Genomic DNA, 20,260 nt, shown 5'->3' on the forward strand with positions numbered 1-20,260 from the left:
ATTTACGTAACTGGCAGGTCACGTTTTTATTATACACATTAGGAGTTAAAATAACTGAATACATCGCTAAAGCTTCTATAGAACCACGCGACTATCGCGTGGTTTTCCTTATACAAAAAAGCAGAGCTGCTGGCAAGCAGCTCCGCCTGTTCCAAATCTTATTCTGTAATAGATGTGATTCCATCGATTGCGATATCAAATGCCGGTGCAGAACCGAATTCGGATTCATGGAAGTATCCGTCAGAAATGTATTCTGTGTCGCTGCCATCTTTCTTATAAGTAGTAAGTTCTTCTCCATCTACTGTGAATGTAGAAGTATCAAATACATGAAGAGATCCATCTGCAAGTGCATCTTCAACTTCTTTTACTTTCTCGTCTGTTCCTTCTGCTACAACATTTTCGTTGAGTGGTGTGATCTTGTCTGCACCATCGGAGAAACCTTTGCACCAGTCAGTGTCGATTGCTGTGCCATCAAGCATGCACTGTACTGCATATGTGTAATATACACCCCAGTCCATGGATGCGGAAGTAAGTGCTGTGTTCGGAGCTACAGATGTCATGTCGATGTTGTATCCAACGCAAGGAACGCCTGCTGCTTCACATGCTGTCGGAGCACCTGTTGTATCTGCATGCTGGCTGATCAGGACACATCCGTCAGAAATCAGGGCATCTGCACATTCTTTCTCAAGGTCGAAGCTTGCCCAGCTGTTTGTGTACTTCACTTCCATTGTTACGGACGGGCATACACTCTTAGCTCCAAGATAGAAAGAAGTATATCCGGAAATAACCTCTGCATACGGGAATGCACCAACATATCCCATCTTAGCTGTATCTTCTGTAATAGTGCCGTCTTCGATCATCTGGTTCAGTTTCAGACCTGCTACCACACCGGATACATAACGTGCTTCATAGATATTTGTGAAGTAGTTGTGCATGTTGGAAAGTCCGCTTGATGCTGCCTGTGTTCCGGTTGCATGACAGAACTGAACATCCGGATATTCTCCTGCTGCTTCAAGAATATAAGTTTCATGTCCAAAGCTGTTTGCGAAGATGATCTGACATCCCTGGTCTGCAAGGTCTGCTGCTGCATCGTAGCATCCTTCGTCTTCACCGATCAGGGTTTTCTCAATAACCTGAGAATCATCCAGTCCGAGATTTTCTACCATTTCATCGATGCCGGCCATATGAGCTGCTGTATAACCTTCGTTCTCATCACCGATATAGATTGCGCCGATCTTGATATCTTCCTTTGCAATTCCTGCACCACTTTCGCTGTCATCACTTGCGTATACTGGTGCTGTCATAGAAACTGCCATTGCTGCTGCAAGTCCGATTGCCAATGCTTTTTTCATTCTTCTTTCCTCCATTTTCTTCTCCTCTGCCTACAGTTCGCCGAACAAAAGAGGCACAACAGTTACTGTTCATAGCAACTTCTGTTACGCCTCTTTGCAAGTGCTTTTACTATACATTCCGATTTATAAATTGTCAATAAATTCAGGCAAAAACATATTATTTATTTGACACCCTAATTTTTTTTGTATTTAATCCGTACTATTTTTGTTTAATGCTAAATCTTTTTGTATATTAAAATAAGAAATGATTCGTCTCTTTTCAACTTCTTCTCAATTACTTTTGTTTTTAAGCTTTTCTGTTTTCTTTTCATAAACTCATATTTCCCTGTATTACTTGTTGACTTTTTCACGTTAAAGCATTATACTTTAGGAAGTTAATTCGATTCAGAACGTGAATCAACAAAACAGGAGGATTCAGAATATGAAAAAGCAGATTTTAGCAGGCGTTCTGTCTGCAACAATGGTAGTTGGCATGAGTGGCGTCAGCGTATTTGCAGCAGATAATGCAGATGATAAAACCTACAACATCGGTATCTGCCAGCTCGTACAGCACGAAGCACTTGACGCAGCAACACAGGGATTCAAAGATGCCATCACAGCAGAACTTGGTGACAAAGTAACATTTGACGAACAGAACGCACAGGGTGATTCAAACACCTGCTCCACAATCGTTACAGATTTTGTTTCTGATAATGTAGACCTGATTCTTGCAAACGCAACTCCGGCTCTTCAGGCAGCTGCAGCCGGTACAGCAGACATCCCGATTCTTGGTACTGCCGTTACCGAATATGGTGTTGCTCTTGACCTCGATGATTTTGACGGAACTGTCGGAACCAACATTTCCGGTACATCTGATCTTGCTCCACTGGATCAGCAGGCAGCAATGCTCAACGAACTGTTCCCGGATGCAAAGAACGTCGGACTTGTTTACTGCTCCGCAGAAGCAAACTCCCAGTATCAGGTAGATACTGTTAAAGCAGCCCTTGAAGAATTAGGATATACCTGTGAATACTACGCATTCTCAGATTCCAACGACCTTTCTTCTGTAGCTACTACAGCTGCTTCAGAAAGTGATGTAATCTATGTGCCAACAGACAACACAGTTGCTTCCAACACAGAAATTCTCAAGAACATCTGCCTTCCGGAGAAAGTTCCGGTAATCGCCGGTGAAGAAGGTATCTGCCAGGGATGCGGTGTTGCTACTCTTTCCATCAGCTACTATGATCTTGGTGTCGCTACAGGTAAAATGGCTCTGAAGATTCTCGTTGACGGCGAGGACGTTTCCACAATGCCAATCGAGTACGCTCCACAGTTCACAAAGGAATACAATCCTGAAATCTGCGAAGAACTCGGAATCGAAGTTCCGGATGACTATGTAGCAATCGGTGCTGACGCTGAAGAAGAATCTTCTGACGATGCGGACGCAGAGAGCACAGACGATGCAGCAGAAGAAACAACTGAAGAAGCTGAATAATTCTGATAAATAAAAACAAATCTACACGGACAGCGGGAGAGGAATATCCTTTCTCGCTTTCTGTGTCATCAGGAGGAACTGAAAAAATGAACATTATGAGCTTAATCAATGCACTTCCGGGTGCCGCTGCACAGGGCCTGATCTGGGGAATCATGGCAATTGGTGTCTATCTCACTTTCAGAATTCTGGATGTAGCCGATCTGACTGTTGACGGTACCATGTGTACCGGCGGTGCAGTCTGCGTTATGATGCTGATGAGCGGTCACAATATCTGGGTATCTATGCTCGCCGCTACCGGAGCAGGAATGCTTGCAGGTCTTGCAACCGGTATCTTCCATACTTTCATGGGAATCCCGGCAATCCTCGCCGGAATCCTGACACAGCTTGGTCTCTATTCTGCCAACCTTAAGATCATGGGCAAAGCAAACCAGGCAGTCAATGGAAACAAATATAACCTTCTTGTTTCCCTTCGAAACGTCAAAAATGTTCCAATTTATCAGAATACGATTCTGATCGTTGCAATCTTTATCGTTGTTCTGATTGCAATCCTGTACTGGTTCTTTGGTACAGAACTCGGATGTGCTCTCCGTGCTACCGGATGCAACCCGAATATGTCCCGTGCGCAGGGTATCAACACAGACGTATGTAAAGTTCTCGGACTTATGCTCTCCAATGGACTGGTTGCTCTTTCCAGTGCACTTCTTGCACAATATCAGGGATTCGCCGATGTCAATATGGGACGTGGAGCCATCGTTATCGGACTTGCTGCAGTTATTATCGGAGAGGCAATCTTCGGAAAACTTTTCCGCAACTTTGCTCTTCGTCTTCTGAGTGTTGCATTTGGTTCTATCCTCTACTATCTGGTACTCCAGACTGTTATCTGGCTCGGAATCGACACAGACCTTCTGAAGATGCTGTCTGCACTTGTTGTAGCCATCTTCCTCGCTGTACCGTACTGGAAAACAAAATATTTCTCAAAACCTACGAAACGTGGAGGTAACAACTGATGCTTGAGCTGAAAAACATTTATAAAACTTTTAACCCTGGAACAATTAATGAAAAAGTGGCTCTGAACGGACTGAACCTCACACTGAATGAAGGTGATTTTGTTACAGTTATCGGTGGAAACGGTGCCGGTAAATCAACTATGCTGAATGCAGTTGCCGGTACCTGGCAGGTTGATGAAGGTCAGATCATCATTGACGGTGTTGATGTCACGAAATTATCAGAGCATAAAAGAGCCGCTTACCTGGGTCGTGTCTTCCAGGATCCGATGACAGGAACGGCTGCTACAATGGGAATCGAAGAAAACCTTGCTCTTGCGAAACGTCGTGGAAAACTTCGTCTGCTGAAATCCGGTATTACAAAAGCAGAACGTGAAGAATACAAAGAATTACTTAAGATTCTTGGTCTGGGACTTGAGGATCGTCTTACTTCCAAAGTCGGACTTCTTTCCGGTGGACAGCGTCAGGCTCTGACACTTCTGATGGCTACCCTTCAGAAACCAAAGCTGCTGCTTCTGGACGAGCATACAGCTGCCCTTGACCCGAAGACAGCTGCAAAAGTACTTGAGATCACGGAGATGATCGTAAACCGAGATCATCTGACTACAATGATGATCACACATAATATGCATGATGCGATCACACATGGAAATCGTCTGATCATGATGATGGAAGGCAAGATCATTCTGGATATTCAGGGTGAGGAAAAGAAGAAACTGACGGTAAGAAATCTGCTGGATCAGTTTGAGAAAGCAAGCGGACAGGAATTCAGTAATGATTCTGCTCTGCTGAGCTAATGGGGAATAAATAAGTTCTTCTTTTACGCACATATTAAAAGATATGGTTGCAATATTTACGCAATCATGAAAAGATATGGTTGCAATATTTACGCAACTTACAAAAGATATATGATTTTTCAACGGCTTCATCATCCGGAAGTGCTAAGGAATAACCCGTGTGCTAAATACATTCATAAAAATCACAAACTCGCTAACGCTCAAACAGTGTGATTTTTATGAATAACACACCCGGAACATTCCTAAGAACTTCCAGGATTCTTGCAGATGTTGAATAAATCATATATCTTTTTTCGTTGCTGAGAGTTGAAGAAGCCAGACTTTATATTTGCTGTAAGTTGAAAATATTTAATTCCGCTAATTTGGAATCCGTATATCTTTTTAATCTGCTTTATTGAGAATGCTTTATTATCTTTTCTATTGATTTAAATAAAAGACTTTCTTTTGTCCAGGACGATGGGGATTCCTATAAAACAGCCAATAAAGTAAAAAAGGGCTGCAGATTCTCGGGATTTGAATGGAAGTACCAAGAACGCTGAATATGTGCAGGTGCAATGTGCGTCCAATTTCAGGAACATCTGCAATCGTCGTCCACTACCATCCCCTCCCCCACACGCACTACTAATAGCGCTGTCCGGGACGATGGGGATTGCTATAAAACAGACAACAAAGTAAAAAAAGGGCTGTGGATGCTCTGCGCTATGACGTCTCTGCATGTGTCTGTCGAAGTACTTAGGACATAGGTTTTTGCGTTAATGCAGAAAATGACACTGTCTGAGCGACAGCGAGTTTGTCATTTTCTGTATTGGTTTTAGCAAAGTTCTATGTTCTTAGCACTTCCAGGCACATGCAGCTTAGTCATAGGCAGAGTCATCCATCACCCCTTCATATCCTATTATTCCACTCTGTTTTATTTAATCCCCTTCATGGACAAGCTGATTCTCTTCTTCTTTAAATCCACTCCAATAACTCGTACATCCACAACATCCCCTACAGACACTGCCTCGAGTGGATGTTTGATATATCTCTCAGTCATCTCAGAAATATGCACAAGTCCATCCTGGTGTACGCCGATATCTACAAACGCACCGAAATCAATAACATTACGTACAGTTCCCTTGAGAACCATACCTTCTTTCAGATCTTTCATATCAAGTACATCTGTACGGAGCACCGGTTTCGGCATCTCATCACGTGGATCTCGTGCCGGTTTTTCCAGTTCTTTGACAATATCACGAAGAGTTGGCTCACCGACGCCAAGTTCTTCTGCCAGCTTCTTATAATTCTTGATCTGTTTGGAAATACCGCTCAGCTTACCGCCGGTGATATCCTCTGGTTTGTATCCAAGCTTCTCCAGAACTTTCTGTGCTGCTTCATAGCTCTCCGGATGTACGCTTGTCGCATCCAGTGGATTCTTTCCACCTGTGATACGTGCAAAACCTGCACACTGCTCAAATGCTTTCGGGCCCAGCTTCGCAACTTTGAGAAGTTCACGACGACTTTCAAATCTGCCGTTTTCTTCACGATAAGCCACAATATTCTTCGCGATCACCTTACTGATACCGGAAATATATTCCAGAAGGGATGCAGATGCAGTATTCAGATCCACACCAACCTTGTTTACGCAGTCCTCTACAACACCATTTAAAGCTTCTCCAAGCTTTTTCTGGTTCATATCATGCTGGTACTGACCAACACCGATAGACTGTGGAGTGATCTTAACCAGCTCTGCCAGCGGATCCTGCAGACGTCTCGCGATGGATGCGGCACTTCTCTGTCCGACGTCAAAATTCGGGAATTCCTCGGTAGCCAGTTTACTTGCAGAATACACGGATGCTCCCGCTTCATTCGTGATCACATACTGCACTTTTTCCGGAATCTCTTTCAGAAGTTCCACAATGATCTGTTCTGATTCTCTGGATGCAGTTCCGTTTCCGAGAGAGATCAGAGAAACATTGTATTTTTTGATCAGTTTCTTAAGTGTTTCTTTTGCAGCACGGATCTTTGCATCATTCGTCGGTGCTGTCGGATAGATCACAGTCGTATCCAGTACCTTTCCGGTCTCATCTACAACTGCCAGTTTACAGCCGGTACGGAAAGCCGGGTCCCATCCAAGAACTACTTTGCCGACGATTGGCGGCTGCATCAGAAGCTGCTGAAGATTCTTTCCAAATACATGAATTGCTCCATCCTCTGCCTTTTCTGTCAGATCACTTCTGATCTCACGTTCGATCGCCGGTGCGATCAGACGCTTATAACTGTCTTCTACTACTTCACGAAGAACCGGCTTGGTAACCGGATTATCCTTTGTGATAACCTGCTTCTGCAGCCATCCCATTGCCTCTTCTTCCGGTGCATTGATCTTCACAGTAAGGATTTTTTCTTTCTCCCCGCGGTTCAGTGCGAGCACACGGTGTCCGGCAAGCTTTTTGATCGGCTCTTCAAACTCATAATACATCTCGTAAACAGAAGTTTCTTCCGGTTTCTTTGCCGCAGACACAACGCTTCCCTTATCCATCGTCAGTTTACGAATATAGATACGATAATCTGCCTCATCAGAAATATGCTCTGCAATAATGTCTTTTGCACCACTGATCGCATCATCTGCGGATTCCACACCTTTCTCTTCTGATACAAAAGCCTGTGCCTCTTCTTCCAATGACTTGTTCGTCATCTGAAGCATAATGATGTTTGCCAGCGGTTCCAGCCCCTTCTCCTTCGCAATGATCGCACGAGTACGACGCTTTGGACGGAATGGACGGTAAAGATCTTCGACTACGACCAGCGTCTGTGCAGCCAGAATCTGTTTCTCCAGTTCCGCTGTCAGTTTGCCCTGTTCTTCAATGCTGCTGAGCACCTGTTTCTTCTTTTCTTCCAGATTTCGAAGATATGTCAGTCTTTCATGAAGCGTACGAAGCTGTTCATCATTTAAAGAACCTGTTGCTTCTTTACGGTATCGTGAAATAAACGGAATCGTGCAGCCCTCATCGATCAGCTTAACTGCTGCCTCAACCTGCCACTTTTCCACATTAAGTTCCTTGGTTATCACCTGAATAATATCCATTGTGTTCTCCTTTTCAAACACGAGTGCCAGATATCAGACACTCTTTTTTATGCCTCAGAATTATAGTCGTTACTGTTCACATCAGCCTGGTCAAAATCCCTTTCTGTATCTTCTTGTGCTGAAACAAGGCGCTGTTCAATCTCTTCCCGAGCCGCTCTCTCCTGTTCCAGTCGCTGTTCTTCCAGTTCGCCGGTCACATACAGATAAAAAGCAGTTTCCGTAAAATCCATATACGGGATCAACCATAAAAATCCAATATACATAGAGATCATAGATAAAAACATCAGTGGAAGAAAACTGAGCTCCAGTATCAGATACTGTCCCATATGACCTTTCATCATGCGGGCGCTGGTTTTCAGAGCTTCCATACCTTTCATTTCCGGGTAATCTGCCAGCAGACAGAAAACCAGTGTGAAAGGTACCGTCAATACCACACTCAGCACCAGCCACAGCACAGCCGCCACAAGAAAGATTTTGTACCAGCGCATCAGACTTTCTACTGTTGTCCCCTGATCCACCATATAAATAACATAATAAAGGGGGATCTGCGCAACTGTATTCAATAATGCCACAACCAGTCCGGCAGTCAGTACATGGTCAGACTGTTCATGAAACATATGCAAAATGTCTCCCAGTCTGTATTCTCTTCCACGATAAATGTTCAGCTGCATATAGCAGTATCCGGTACTGAATATAAGCCCGATCAGCGATACGATAAACGAAAAAATCTCACTCAGAACCAGTGTGATCGTAGAATCTCCCGGAAACAGCAGCACAGCCATAAAATTTCCAAGCAGATTAATTCCCTGCACTGCAAGCATTCCCGCGATCGCAATGCCCCATTTTCCCCGGAGGTGCGCTTTTGCATAAGTTTTCCAGTATTTTCTTTGTCCAGTATTCATTTTTCTCCTATCTGCCTTTATTACAAAGCATCAGACAAAAATTCCACCTCCGCAAATCCAAAACATATTTACGAAGATGGAATTCACATATTTTGAAATTTACTATTCCGTACTTTTACAATAATCTCCGCAATTTTATCAATCTGCAAGATTAAATGCATCGTGTACTGCGTTCATCGCTCTTACACCGTCTTTTTCATTGATCAGGACGGTCACACGAATCTCAGAAGTAGAGATCATATTGATGTTGACTCCTTCATTATAAAGGCTTTCAAACATTTTTGCCGCAACACCCGGATTGCTCATCATTCCGGCACCAACGATAGAAAGTTTCGCAATATTTCTCTCAGAATGAAGCTCCTGATAACCAAGTCTGGCTTTGTTTTCTTCCAGAACTGCAATCGCATCATCCAGATCCTTACCGTCTACGGTAAAGGAAATATCCTTTGTGCCGGCACGTCCGATAGACTGCAGGATCACATCTACATTGATATGTTTCTTTGCCAGAACATCAAATAACTTAAACGCCATACCCGGTACATCCTTCAGACCGATTACCGCAATTCTCACTGCATCTGTATCAAGCGCAACACCGCTGATCAGCATTCTTTCCACTGTAACTTCCTCCTTTACGACAGTTCCCTCACTGTTATTCAGACTGGAACGTACCACAAGCGGCACACCATATTTCTTTGCCATCTCTACAGAACGGTTGTGAAGCACTCCGGCTCCAAGAGTAGCGAGATCCAGCATTTCATCATACGTAATTTCTTTCAGCTTACGTGCTGTAGGAACTTTGCGAGGGTCGGCTGTATAAACGCCATCGACATCTGTGTAGATTTCACAGGCATCTGCGTGAAGAGCTGCTGCAAGCGCAACTGCAGTTGTATCTGAACCGCCTCTTCCCAGCGTTGTATAATCATCGTACTTGTTGACTCCCTGGAAACCGGTCACCACAACGATCTTACGGTTTTCCAGCTCTCTGCGGACACGTTCGGTATCAATTCGTTTCAGACGGGCATTTCCATGCACACTGGTTGTATGCATGGCCACCTGAAAAGCATTCAGAGATACCGCCGGAACACCCAGCTTATCAAATGCCATTGCCATGAGAGATACCGACATCTGTTCTCCGATCGTGAAAAGCATATCCATCTCTCTTTTGGGCGGTTTTTCATTGATATCCTCTGCCATGGTGATCAGTTCATCTGTGTATTTTCCCATTGCAGAAAGAACTACTACCACGTCATTTCCTTTTTTGTATTCTTCGACACATCTGTTGGCTACATTAAAGATTCTCTCTTTATTTGCTACAGAAGTACCGCCGAATTTCTTTACTATTAACATAGTATCCTCCCGGAATATAGTTTTATCAGTCTTTTACACGAATCATAGCAATCACTTCGCCATTCAGTTTACTGATTTTTTCTTTATATTCTCCCTGTTTCATGCACTCTGTGATAAAGCCGAATTCTTCTGGAAGAGAAGCAACTTTTACGATCTGAATCTTTCCAAAGACTGCTTCTGCCTGTGCTTCCGTCACACCTTTGATCCTTACAAAAAATCTTCCTTCTGTCTCATCCATCGGTGTAAGCTTCATCGGCTCATTTGACCAGTTTGTCGCAATATTTTCATGAAGATTTTTGGCTTCATCGACCACATCAGCTACCACTGCACTCGCAGTTGGCAGTTTACCTGCTCCACTTCCGTAGAACATGGCATCTCCAAGCATGTTTCCATGTACAAATACTGCATTAAACACGTCGTTGACGCTGTACAGCGGGCTCTTCTGTCCAACCATGAACGGTGCAACCAGAGCAGTAAATGTATCCTCTCCGAGTTTACGGCTGGTTCCGAGAAGTTTAATGGTCATGCCAAGTTCTTCTGCATATTCCATATCTTCCGGTGTGATCTTCGTAATACCCTCTGTATAAACATCTTCATAATTCAGGAATTTGCCATATGCAAGAGAGGACAGGATTGCGATCTTGCGGCATGCATCATAACCTTCTACATCCGCTGTCGGATCTGCCTCTGCGTATCCTTTCTGCTGTGCTTCTTTGAGAACCACATCAAAATCAGAGCCTTCTGTTGCCATCTTGTACATCATGTAGTTGGTGGTTCCGTTCAGGATACCGGTGATCTCATCAATCTCGTCTGCGGTCAGAGAGCCATTGAGTGCACGGATGATCGGAATACCACCGCCGCAGCTTGCTTCAAACAGGAAATTGATGTTTTTCGCTTTGGCGATCTCCATCAGTTCCGGACCGTGTTTCGCAACCAGTGCCTTGTTGGAAGTGCAGACGCTCTTACCTGATTCCAGAGCTCTTTTTACAAAGGTATATGCCGGCTCAATGCCACCCATAACTTCTACTACAATATCCACTTCCGGATCGTTGGCAATGATCTCATAATCATGTACCAGAACTTCCTGAACCGGATCTCCCGGAAAATCTCTCAGATCAAGAACATATTTGATATTGATTTCCTGACCTGCACGTTTATTAATGCTTTCGTGGTTTGTATTGATTACCTCTACCACACCACTTCCGACTGTACCGTATCCTAATACCGCAATATTAACCATATCTTCCTCCTGCGTAAAAAAATTCTATTCTCTTCCAAGGATCTTCAGATAATGAATACCTTCCCGACTCTCGATCTCCTCAACCATGGCTTCTGCATCTCCCTCTCCCGGAAGAATATCCACGCTGAGTGTAAGTGTTGCAATTCCATTGATCGGAATACTCTGATGAATCGTAAGAATATTTCCATGAAAATGTGCAATGGTCTGAAGTACCACAGATAAAAGTCCAGGCTCATCATCCATCTGAATAATGAAGGTAATGGTCTTTCCTCTTGCCTCTTCGTGAAAAGGAAAAATATCATCCTTATATTTATAAAAGGAGCTTCGACTGATTCCGGTCTGTTCTGCTGCATCCTGCACAGTCTGTGCCCTGCCCGAATCAAGCAGACGCTTTGCCTGTACTACCTTCAACAATACTTCCGGAACTGCCCGCTCCCTGACTACAAAATACTTTTTCTTCTCTGTTATCTTATCCATTCCAATCTTCCTGTTCCTGTTGAGTCCTTATCCTTTTACAGATTCTTTACAGTATATATCCCTCTTAGGGGATGTCCATATATCAAGGACACCTGTTTCCCTACGAGGGATATGGTATCATACCAGCCTGCACTCTGCAAGGATTTTTTATCGTACACAGCAGACTGAAAACAATACTGTTTACTCCGTTGACAGTACCTTAGAATTACTGCTGTTCTGCCGGTTTTTTGGCCAGCGCGATCCACTTCAGATATGCATTGATAAACGGATCGATGTCTCCATCCAGAACAGCATCCACATTACCGGTCTCTTCACTGGTTCTGTGATCTTTTACCATCGTATACGGCTGCATGACATAAGATCTGATCTGGTTGCCCCAGCCAATATCTGTTACCTCACCACGAATACCGGAAAGCTTCGCTTCTGCCTCCTGCTGTTTCAGAAGATACAGCTTTGCCTTCAGCATCTGCATCGCTTTGTCTTTGTTCATATGCTGAGAACGTTCATTCTGACACTGTACCACGATTCCCGTCGGGAAATGTGTGATACGGATCGCAGATGAAGTCTTGTTGATATGCTGTCCACCTGCACCACTGCTTCGGTAGGTATCAATACGGATATCATCGTCATTGATCTCAACATCCAGATCTTTTTTAATATCCGGCATAACATCACAGGACACGAAAGATGTCTGACGTTTACCGGCTGCATTAAACGGCGAAATACGAACCAGACGATGTACACCCTTCTCAGATTTCAGATAACCATAGGCATTTTCACCATTTACCTGGAAAGTAACAGACTTCACACCTGCTTCATCTCCATCCAGATAATCGAGGACTTCCATACTGAAGCCCTTGCGGTCTACCCAGCGGCTGTACATACGATAAAGCATTCCACACCAGTCACAGGCTTCTGTTCCGCCTGCTCCTGCATTCAGCTTAATGATCGCATTTTCACTGTCATATTCTCCTGACAATAAAGTCTTTACTCGAATGCTGTCAAAATTCTTCTGGAATTCGTCCAGCATCTCCTGAATCTCCGGAATGATCTCCGGATCATTTTCCTCATAGCCCATCTCGATCATGGTTTCCATATCTTCCATCTGCGTTTCCAGACTGTGATAGATTTCCATGTCGTCTTTCATGCTTTTGAGTTCTTTCATCTTTTGCTGGGAAACTTCTGCGTCATCCCAGAAATCAGGCGCTTCCATTTCGCGCTCTAATTCTTCGACCCTCTGCTCTTTGTTAGCGAGGTCAAAGTGAATCCCTCACTTCCACTAATGGTTCTGTGTATGTTGCAAGAATACTCTTGAACTGATCTAATTCAACCACAGCTTCACCTTCTTTCTATATATTTCATATACCTAACTACAATACCATAAATCTGCCTATAATTCAATGTTTTCCAGGTCTTCCGGTACATACAGATTTCCATGGAAATACTTCTTTCCTTCTTCTGTATATAATTCTTTACGGCGTGCAATATTTTTATCCTCCGTATGATACAGGATCAGGTTCTTCACGCCAAGCTGTTCTGCAAGTTCACTGGCATCTTTTGCAGTAGAATGATGTTTTTCATACGGATGGAACTGATCTGCCTGATCATAAAGACAGAAAGCCTCATGAAGCAGCCACTTGCTGTTCTCCGCATATTTTTTCTCACATTCATTATATGGCTCATCTCCACAACAGGTAAGCTTCTCGCCATTTCCCATATCCATACAGAACCCATACTGTTTTGCCTTTGTGGACTGAATGTCGAAGAATGTTGTCTTATGTCCCATCAGCTCTCTTTCTTCTCCGTCATTTACCACAACCAGATGCAGACGGTCTCCAATAAAGCAGGTCTGTTTCGCCGGATAAAGCATCTCTGCCATTTCTTTGAGAATGTGAATGACTTCCTCATGTCCATAGATAGTTGCCTCTCCTTCATACTGTCCCTGTTTCATATGCTGACAGATCATACGGATCATCCAGACAACACCCATGATATGGTCTACATGTTTATGTGTCACAAAAATTTCCCGCATATCTTTCCAGTCAAAACCGGCCTTTTTCAGCTGACGGAGCAGTGTGTTTCCACCGCCGCCGTCTACAAGCAGATGTCTTTCTCCATCCTGAAGCACAAAACATGTATTATAGCACTCTGTAACCATTGCATTTCCAGTTCCAAGCATTGTTATGTTCATGGAAAATCCTCCCCGATGTTTTTCATAATATCCAGTATATCTTATCATAATAACAGAAATAAATAAATACGCTCCACCATACACAAATTTCTCTCGTGTATGATAGAGCGTTTCAATCGCCTCTGCCTGTTATATGATTTTATGAGAAAAAGCTCTCTGCGACACTCATATCTGCCACATATCCGACTGTACCAGTCATGTAGATCGTATCGTCATCTTTGATGTCGATCTGGATCATGCCGCCCGGCTGATTTACATTGACTCTGTTTTCAACAAGCCCAAGTCTGTATGCGGCTACCGCTGCCGCGCAGCTTCCCGTTCCGGAAGCTTTTGTATAACCAGATCCTCTCTCCCAGATCTCAATATCCAGATTTCCAGTATCGATCTTGCGACAGATCTGAAGATTCATCCTCTCCGGAAACTCATCCGCATTTTCCACATACGGTCCAAGTTCTTTTGCCATCTCCGGTGTTACCTGATCTGTAAAAATAATACAGTGCGGATTTCCCACCGTCAGGCAGGTCGCTTTGTATTCTCTGTCATGAAAAGTGAACGTCTCATTGATGACCTCTCGCACTTCTCCTGTCACCGGAATTTCCCTGGAAATAAAGGAAGCTTTCCCCATCTTTACCCGAAACTCTGTTGCACGATTATTCAGACATTCTACCTCGATCGGTCCGGAAAGTGTCTCGATACTGAACTTCTGCTCTTTTACATATTCATGGTCCATCAGATATTTGGCAAAAATACGAACACCGTTTCCACTGATGGCAGCCTCACTTCCATCGGAATTATAGATATGCACGCCCAGCTTTCCATTGATCTCCACCGGTCCGTAGAGGACACCGTCTGCACCAAGTCCAAATCCTCTCTGACACAGCAGTGCAATCTTTTTTCCCTGAAGCTGCACTTTGTTCTTCTTTGGATCCAGTACCAGATAATCATTTCCAAGTCCCTGATATTTTATCATTGTAATACAGTTTTCCATAACTATATCCTCTCTTTCCCGTTGTCATTTCCGCACCTTTTGTTACAGTATATAGTTTTCTTTTTGCCATGTATATAGAATAAAATGCTTGTTATATTGCAAAAAATGCTCTCATCATATAAACTGTAGCTTAGAAACCAGATTTTTCATTTATAGTCTGGAGGTACTTTTATGGATTATTCACAATATACGCTCGAAAAAACCGGCTACCTCAAAGAAGAGTTTCGTCTCTTTCATATCAACGACCGTACAGATAAAAATTTTTCCTACCATTATCATGACTTTCACAAGATCATTGTCTTTCTCTCAGGAAAAGTCACTTACCACATCGAAGGAAAAGCCTACCATCTGAAACCAGGAGATATTCTGCTGGTCAGCAGCGGCGCGATCCACAAACCCGAGATCGATCCTTCAGTTCCTTATGAACGATATATTTTCTGGATCCGTGATGATCTGTCCCGCTCTGTGCTGAATACCTGTTTCCAACAGGCAAACGACCGCAGTTTCAACCTTGTCCGCCTGGATTCTTCCCTGCAGGAGCGTATCAAAGACCTGCTTCCCGAAATAGAAGTTTCTCTGACCGACAAACAGTTCGGTGACTCCATCCTGTGCGAAGCACTTTTTACACAATTTATGATCTATATCAACCGCATTTTTCTGCAGACTCTGGATGCACCGGATCGAAGATCCTATTCTTCCGATTCTCAGGTTGAACAGCTGCTAAAATATATCAATCGAAATCTTGCATCCAATCTTTCGATTGATCTGCTTGCAGAACGCTTTTTTCTCAGCAAATATCATATGATGCGTAAATTCAAGACAGAAACCGGCTATACGATCCACAATTATATCACCAGCAAGCGGCTTCTCCACGCAAGAACTCTGATCGCGCAGGGGCTCCCTGTCATGAAGGCAGCCGAACAGAGCGGTTTCGGGGACTATACTACGTTTGTCCGTGCCTACAAAAAGCAGTTTGGAAAAGCCCCTTCCCGTGTATGATAAACTCGAATTTTCTCGAACGATTTATCCGGCTCCATACTTGAAGTCTTTTCCTGGCAAGTATATAATAAACGCTATTCAAAAATATGAAAAACTTCAATCACGGAGATAACATATGATTAATATTGCAGTTTGCGAAGACGACTATGTCTACACGGAGATGATTGATTCGATTCTGCAGTCTTGTATCACAGTGCCTTTTCACATTGAATTTTTTTCATCCGGCACTGAATTTTTGAATACACTTACTGAGCACGGCTGCCCTTATACTTTAATCATCACCGATATCAACCTTGGAGGTCATTCCGTCAACGGTATTACCGTTGCAAAAAGAGTCAATAAGCTGAACAGTGCCACACAGGTCATTTTTGTCAGTCAATATCTGGACTTTGCATCGGATGTTTATGAAACAGCACACGTCTATTTTGTAAACAAGCAGCGGATACGTGAGTATCTTCCCAAAGCACTTCAGGCTGTACATAAAAAATTTCTTATGCGCAGCGATCATTTTCTTTATTTCCAGTCCTCATACAAAGAATATCAGGTTGCCCAGGCGGATATTCTTTATCTGGAACATATTTCAAGACAGACCTGCATTCATACACCCTCGCAGGTCTATTCCACATATGAAAAATTACAGGATCTCACCAGTCGCCTGAGTTCGGAATTCTGCTCCTGTCATAAAAGCTTCGCTGTCAATCTCTATCAGGTTGAGGCTCTGCATCATTCCAGTATCCTTCTGCGAAACGGAACCACGATACCGGTCAGTCGCTCACATTATCCCCGTGTACGAGAGGCTTTTGCAAAATTTGTAACTCAAAATCAACAGGAGGCTACCTTATGACAGAACAGGATTACACAAATTTAAAAAACTGGAACCATGATGTTCAGAATTATATGATCGGGCTTGCCTATCTGATGGATATGCGCCGTTATCCGGAAGCTTTCCGTTACTGTGAGAAACTTCTTTCCTGTGTAAAGGAATTTGCGGTCATATTTCAGAAAGATTCCGCCTGCGACTATCCCGAACATTTTCTGAAATTTCAGAACGATTTTCAAACAGGGCTCACAAACCTGGAAACTTTGCTTCGGCGCAAAGAATATCCAAAAGCACATTACAAACTTTCCCGTCTGCAGGCAACATTTGAGCAGAATCGTTTTCAACCTTATAAATCGGAAAATCTGGTAAATTCCATTTTGGAGCGACTAAAAGTATAATCCCCGTATTGCGACATTTTTTTCAATATGATACAATAAAAATGTCGGGTGATGGCGAAGAAGGCATTGCGTTTATTTGCAATGCCATTTTTTGTATCCAGATCCTGAAAAGCCAATAAGAGGGGGATTTTCTAATGAAAGAAAAGAAAAAAATGTCACTGGCCATGCAGATTTTTATCGCACTGGTCCTGGCGATCATTGCCGGTCTGCTGATGCAGAACCATGCAGCCTTCGCCGAATCCTACATCAAACCATTCGGAACGATTTTTCTGAATCTGATCAAATTCATCGTCGTTCCAATCGTTCTGTTCTCTATCATGTGCGGTATCATTTCCATGAGTGATATCAAAAAAGTCGGGTCTATTGGTCTGAAAACCGTTGTTTTTTATCTGTGCACCACCGCTTTTGCCGTAACTATCGGTCTTACCGGTGGAAACCTGTTCAAAGGACTGTTTCCGGTTGTTGCAACAACAGACCTGTCCTATGAAGCAGCAGAAGCAACTTCCTTCATGGACACACTGGTAAACATTTTCCCGTCCAACTTCATCTCACCAATGGCAGAAGCCAACATGCTTCAGGTTATCGTAATGGCTCTGATCCTTGGTTTTGCGATCATTCTGGTCGGCGAAAAAAATGTCCGTGTTGTAAATGCATTCAATGATCTGAACGAAATCTTTATGAAATGTATGGAGATGATTCTGAAACTGTCACCAATCGGTGTATTCTGCCTGTTGTGTCCTGTAATCGCAGCCACCGGTCCGGCAATCATCGGTTCTCTGGCTATGGTTCTCCTGGCAGCCTATATCTGCTATGTTGTACATGCCGTAGTTGTATACTCTCTGACAGTCAGAACTCTCGGTGGATTAAGTCCTCTGAAATTCTTCAAAGGCATGCTTCCGGCAATCATGTTTGCTTTCTCCAGTGCTTCTTCTGTAGGAACACTGCCGATCAACCTGGAATGTACCGAAAAACTTGGTGCAAAACGTGAAATTGCATCTTTTGTACTGCCGCTTGGTGCAACCATCAATATGGACGGTACTGCAATTTACCAGGGTGTATGTGCAATCTTCATCGCATCCTGCTATGGCATCCAGCTGACACTTCCGCAGATGCTGACGATCGTGCTTACCGCAACGCTTGCTTCCATCGGAACAGCCGGTGTACCTGGTGCCGGTATGGTCATGCTCGCCATGGTTCTTACTTCTGTAGGTCTTCCGGTTGATGGTATTGCACTGGTTGCCGGTGTTGACCGTATCTTCGATATGGGACGTACTACAGTAAACATTACCGGTGATGCAGCCTGCACAATGGTCGTATCTAATCTGGAAACAAAGAAAGAAGCTCGCAGAGCCCGAATAAAATAAATTTTTGTTTGACATATTCTTTGCATTTGTTTACTATAATATCAATAAGAGGGAGTAGTTATCATCCTGCATGCAGGGTGAAACAATGATCGTCATCACGCCCTGCGGCCGGTTATTGTTGTAATCAACGAGACTTTTATCAATCATTTTTTGATGTGATAAAGGTCTCTTTTTTATTCCATACCTTTATCACAGGAAAGGAGCTCATATGGAATATCTGTTACTGATTATCGGCTTTGTATTATTAATTAAAGGTGCTGATTTTTTTGTGGAGGGAAGTTCTTCACTTGCCAGGTTTCTCAAGATTCCCAGTGTCATCATAGGTCTTACAATCGTTGCTATGGGAACCAGTGCTCCGGAAGCTTCTGTCAGCATCAATGCGGCACTTGCCGGCAACAATAATATTGCTGTCAGCAATATTATCGGTTCCAATATTTTTAATGGACTTATTGTTGTAGGTATCTGCGCATTTATTTCCGGGCTTAAAACAGACAAAGATATTCTGAGGCGGGATATGCCTGTAAATATTCTGATCACCCTTATCCTCTACATTATGATTGCTAACGGAAAGCTCAGCAGAATTGAGGGTATTCTTCTTTTGGTCGTAATGATCTTTTATATTCTAAATATGATTCGCGACGCATTAAAAAAGAGAAATGAATGCCCTGCGGAACAAAATATCCCTCTTTATAAAGCTCTTTTTTTTATCATCAGCGGTCTTGCCGCTGTAATTTGGGGCGGTAACCTCGTAGTAAATAATGCAAGTCAGATCGCAGTATCTTTCGGTGTGAGTCAGAATTTCATTGGTCTCACTATTGTTGCAATCGGTACATCTCTTCCAGAGCTTGTAACATCCATCGTTGCCACCCGAAAGGGTGACAGCGGACTTGCGCTTGGAAATGCAATCGGCTCAAACATATTTAATATTCTTTTTATCCTGGGTATGTCAGCAACAATTTCACCACTTCATATTCTCTCAGAATCTGTTATCGACTGTGGAATTCTACTCATCAGTGGAATTCTACTGTTTGCCTTTGCTTTTACTAAAAAATCTGTAAGCAGAATGGAAGGTGCAGTTTGTGTACTGGCTTATATCGGATATACAGCATATCTTTTTATAAGATAAACCTTTTCCACTTCACATTCATACACAACAAAGCACTCTGTAAGATATTACTGCAGAATTGCAATTTTCAATACAAAATGGCATAATGATGGCATACAGATTTTCCTCTGTATGCCATTTTTTACATATAAGTTTTACATTTTAAGGAGGCTTGAATCTCATGGAATTTCAGAAAGTATTAGAAACAAGAAGAACCGTCCGTAAATACAGTGCCGGTGTCACAAAAGAACAAATGGAAGAACTGCTTCGTGCCGCACAGGAAGCTCCGTCATGGAAAAACTCTCAGACTGGACGTTACTATTGTGTCCTTTCCAAAGAAATGGTAGATAAAATCCGTATGGAGTGCCTGCCGGATGCCGGAAATGCCGGAAAATCCGAGCATGCTGCACTGATCATCACAACCTTCGTTCATGACCGCGCCGGTTTTCAGAAAGATGGAGCAGCCGACAACGAACTTGGTAACGGATGGGGCTGCTATGATCTTGGTCTCCAGAACGAAAACCTGATTCTGAAAGCCGCCGACCTCGGGCTTTCCACCCTGATCATGGGACTCCGCGAAGCCGACAAACTGCGCGCGATCCTGGATATCCCGGAAACTGAAACGATCGTATCCGTTATCGCAGTCGGCAAAGCAGCCGAAGAACCAATCCGCCCACACCGTAAGGAAATTGCCGAGATTGCAAAATTCTTCTAAGTCAAGAGCCCCTGTTCATTCAA

Annotated in this window: 18 protein-coding genes; 9 read left to right on the forward strand and 9 right to left on the reverse strand. The window is 43.4% G+C overall.

Features of this window, described 5'->3' with window-relative positions; translation table 11 throughout:
- Positions 1 to 158: 158 nt before the first annotated feature.
- A complete protein-coding gene (locus KQI91_RS06070; protein ID WP_442860601.1) occupies positions 159 to 1,316 on the reverse strand; it encodes a BMP family ABC transporter substrate-binding protein in 1,158 nt (385 codons plus the stop codon).
- Between the two features lie 457 nt (positions 1,317 to 1,773).
- Here KQI91_RS06070 and KQI91_RS06075 point away from each other — a divergent pair, with 457 nt between their 5' ends.
- From KQI91_RS06075 to KQI91_RS06085, 3 genes are all read left to right on the forward strand, one after another.
- The gene (locus tag KQI91_RS06075; protein WP_216391963.1) at positions 1,774 to 2,826 is read left to right on the forward strand and encodes an ABC transporter substrate-binding protein; all 1,053 of its coding nucleotides are present in this window, start codon (positions 1,774 to 1,776) and stop codon (positions 2,824 to 2,826) included.
- Between the two features lie 86 nt (positions 2,827 to 2,912).
- Complete coding sequence (locus tag KQI91_RS06080; RefSeq protein WP_216391964.1) at positions 2,913 to 3,833, forward strand: ABC transporter permease; 921 nt, start codon at positions 2,913 to 2,915, stop codon at positions 3,831 to 3,833.
- Positions 3,833 to 4,627 carry an ABC transporter ATP-binding protein gene (locus KQI91_RS06085; RefSeq protein WP_216391965.1) on the forward strand — a complete coding sequence of 265 codons (795 nt, stop codon included), beginning with the start codon at positions 3,833 to 3,835 and terminating at the stop codon, positions 4,625 to 4,627. The genes KQI91_RS06080 and KQI91_RS06085 overlap by 1 nt, the downstream gene beginning before the upstream one ends.
- A gap of 910 nt (positions 4,628 to 5,537) precedes the next feature.
- Here the strand turns inward: KQI91_RS06085 and KQI91_RS06090 are convergent.
- From KQI91_RS06090 to dapF, 8 genes are all read right to left on the reverse strand, one after another.
- Positions 5,538 to 7,691, reverse strand: a complete 2,154-nt coding sequence (locus KQI91_RS06090; protein ID WP_216391966.1) for a Tex family protein — start codon at positions 7,689 to 7,691, stop codon at positions 5,538 to 5,540.
- A 47-nt stretch (positions 7,692 to 7,738) separates the two neighbouring features.
- Complete coding sequence (locus KQI91_RS06095; RefSeq protein ID WP_216391967.1) at positions 7,739 to 8,593, reverse strand: DUF975 family protein; 855 nt, start codon at positions 8,591 to 8,593, stop codon at positions 7,739 to 7,741.
- A gap of 138 nt (positions 8,594 to 8,731) precedes the next feature.
- Positions 8,732 to 9,940, reverse strand: a complete 1,209-nt coding sequence (locus KQI91_RS06100) for an aspartate kinase (protein WP_216391968.1) — start codon at positions 9,938 to 9,940, stop codon at positions 8,732 to 8,734.
- 25 nt (positions 9,941 to 9,965) lie between these two features.
- A complete protein-coding gene (locus KQI91_RS06105) occupies positions 9,966 to 11,180 on the reverse strand; it encodes a homoserine dehydrogenase (RefSeq protein WP_216391969.1) in 1,215 nt (404 codons plus the stop codon).
- 24 nt (positions 11,181 to 11,204) lie between these two features.
- Positions 11,205 to 11,657: an ACT domain-containing protein gene (locus tag KQI91_RS06110; protein ID WP_216391970.1), complete on the reverse strand. Its 453-nt coding sequence runs from the start codon at positions 11,655 to 11,657 to the stop codon at positions 11,205 to 11,207.
- Positions 11,658 to 11,862: 205 nt separating this feature from the next.
- Positions 11,863 to 12,991, reverse strand: a protein-coding gene (gene prfB / locus KQI91_RS06115; RefSeq protein ID WP_216391971.1) for a peptide chain release factor 2 whose coding sequence is annotated in 2 segments (ribosomal slippage) — positions 11,863 to 12,915 and positions 12,917 to 12,991 — 1,128 coding nt in all. Because the reading frame shifts where the segments join, the coding sequence is not laid out codon by codon here.
- Between the two features lie 56 nt (positions 12,992 to 13,047).
- Positions 13,048 to 13,848: an MBL fold metallo-hydrolase gene (locus KQI91_RS06120; RefSeq protein ID WP_216391972.1), complete on the reverse strand. Its 801-nt coding sequence runs from the start codon at positions 13,846 to 13,848 to the stop codon at positions 13,048 to 13,050.
- A gap of 139 nt (positions 13,849 to 13,987) precedes the next feature.
- Positions 13,988 to 14,836: a diaminopimelate epimerase gene (gene dapF, locus KQI91_RS06125; RefSeq protein WP_216391973.1), complete on the reverse strand. Its 849-nt coding sequence runs from the start codon at positions 14,834 to 14,836 to the stop codon at positions 13,988 to 13,990.
- Positions 14,837 to 15,007: 171 nt separating this feature from the next.
- On the opposite strand from dapF, the gene KQI91_RS06130 reads away from it, so the two are divergent.
- From KQI91_RS06130 to KQI91_RS06155, 6 genes are all read left to right on the forward strand, one after another.
- The gene (locus KQI91_RS06130; RefSeq protein WP_216391974.1) at positions 15,008 to 15,835 is read left to right on the forward strand and encodes a helix-turn-helix domain-containing protein; all 828 of its coding nucleotides are present in this window, start codon (positions 15,008 to 15,010) and stop codon (positions 15,833 to 15,835) included.
- Between the two features lie 115 nt (positions 15,836 to 15,950).
- Positions 15,951 to 16,679: a LytR/AlgR family response regulator transcription factor gene (locus tag KQI91_RS06135; protein ID WP_216391975.1), complete on the forward strand. Its 729-nt coding sequence runs from the start codon at positions 15,951 to 15,953 to the stop codon at positions 16,677 to 16,679.
- Positions 16,676 to 17,053: a hypothetical protein gene (locus KQI91_RS06140; protein ID WP_216391976.1), complete on the forward strand. Its 378-nt coding sequence runs from the start codon at positions 16,676 to 16,678 to the stop codon at positions 17,051 to 17,053. Before KQI91_RS06135 ends, KQI91_RS06140 begins: the two co-directional genes overlap by 4 nt.
- A 134-nt stretch (positions 17,054 to 17,187) precedes the next feature.
- The gene (locus tag KQI91_RS06145) at positions 17,188 to 18,417 is read left to right on the forward strand and encodes a dicarboxylate/amino acid:cation symporter (protein ID WP_216391977.1); all 1,230 of its coding nucleotides are present in this window, start codon (positions 17,188 to 17,190) and stop codon (positions 18,415 to 18,417) included.
- 208 nt (positions 18,418 to 18,625) lie between these two features.
- Positions 18,626 to 19,543 carry a calcium/sodium antiporter gene (locus KQI91_RS06150; protein WP_216391978.1) on the forward strand — a complete coding sequence of 306 codons (918 nt, stop codon included), beginning with the start codon at positions 18,626 to 18,628 and terminating at the stop codon, positions 19,541 to 19,543.
- Positions 19,544 to 19,703: 160 nt separating this feature from the next.
- The gene (locus KQI91_RS06155) at positions 19,704 to 20,237 is read left to right on the forward strand and encodes a nitroreductase family protein (RefSeq protein ID WP_216391979.1); all 534 of its coding nucleotides are present in this window, start codon (positions 19,704 to 19,706) and stop codon (positions 20,235 to 20,237) included.
- The last annotated feature ends 23 nt before the right edge of the window (positions 20,238 to 20,260 follow it).

Origin of the sequence: Blautia sp. MSJ-19 (genome assembly GCF_018918125.1) — a bacterium.
Classification (GTDB): Bacteria; Bacillota; Clostridia; order Lachnospirales; family Lachnospiraceae; genus Blautia_A.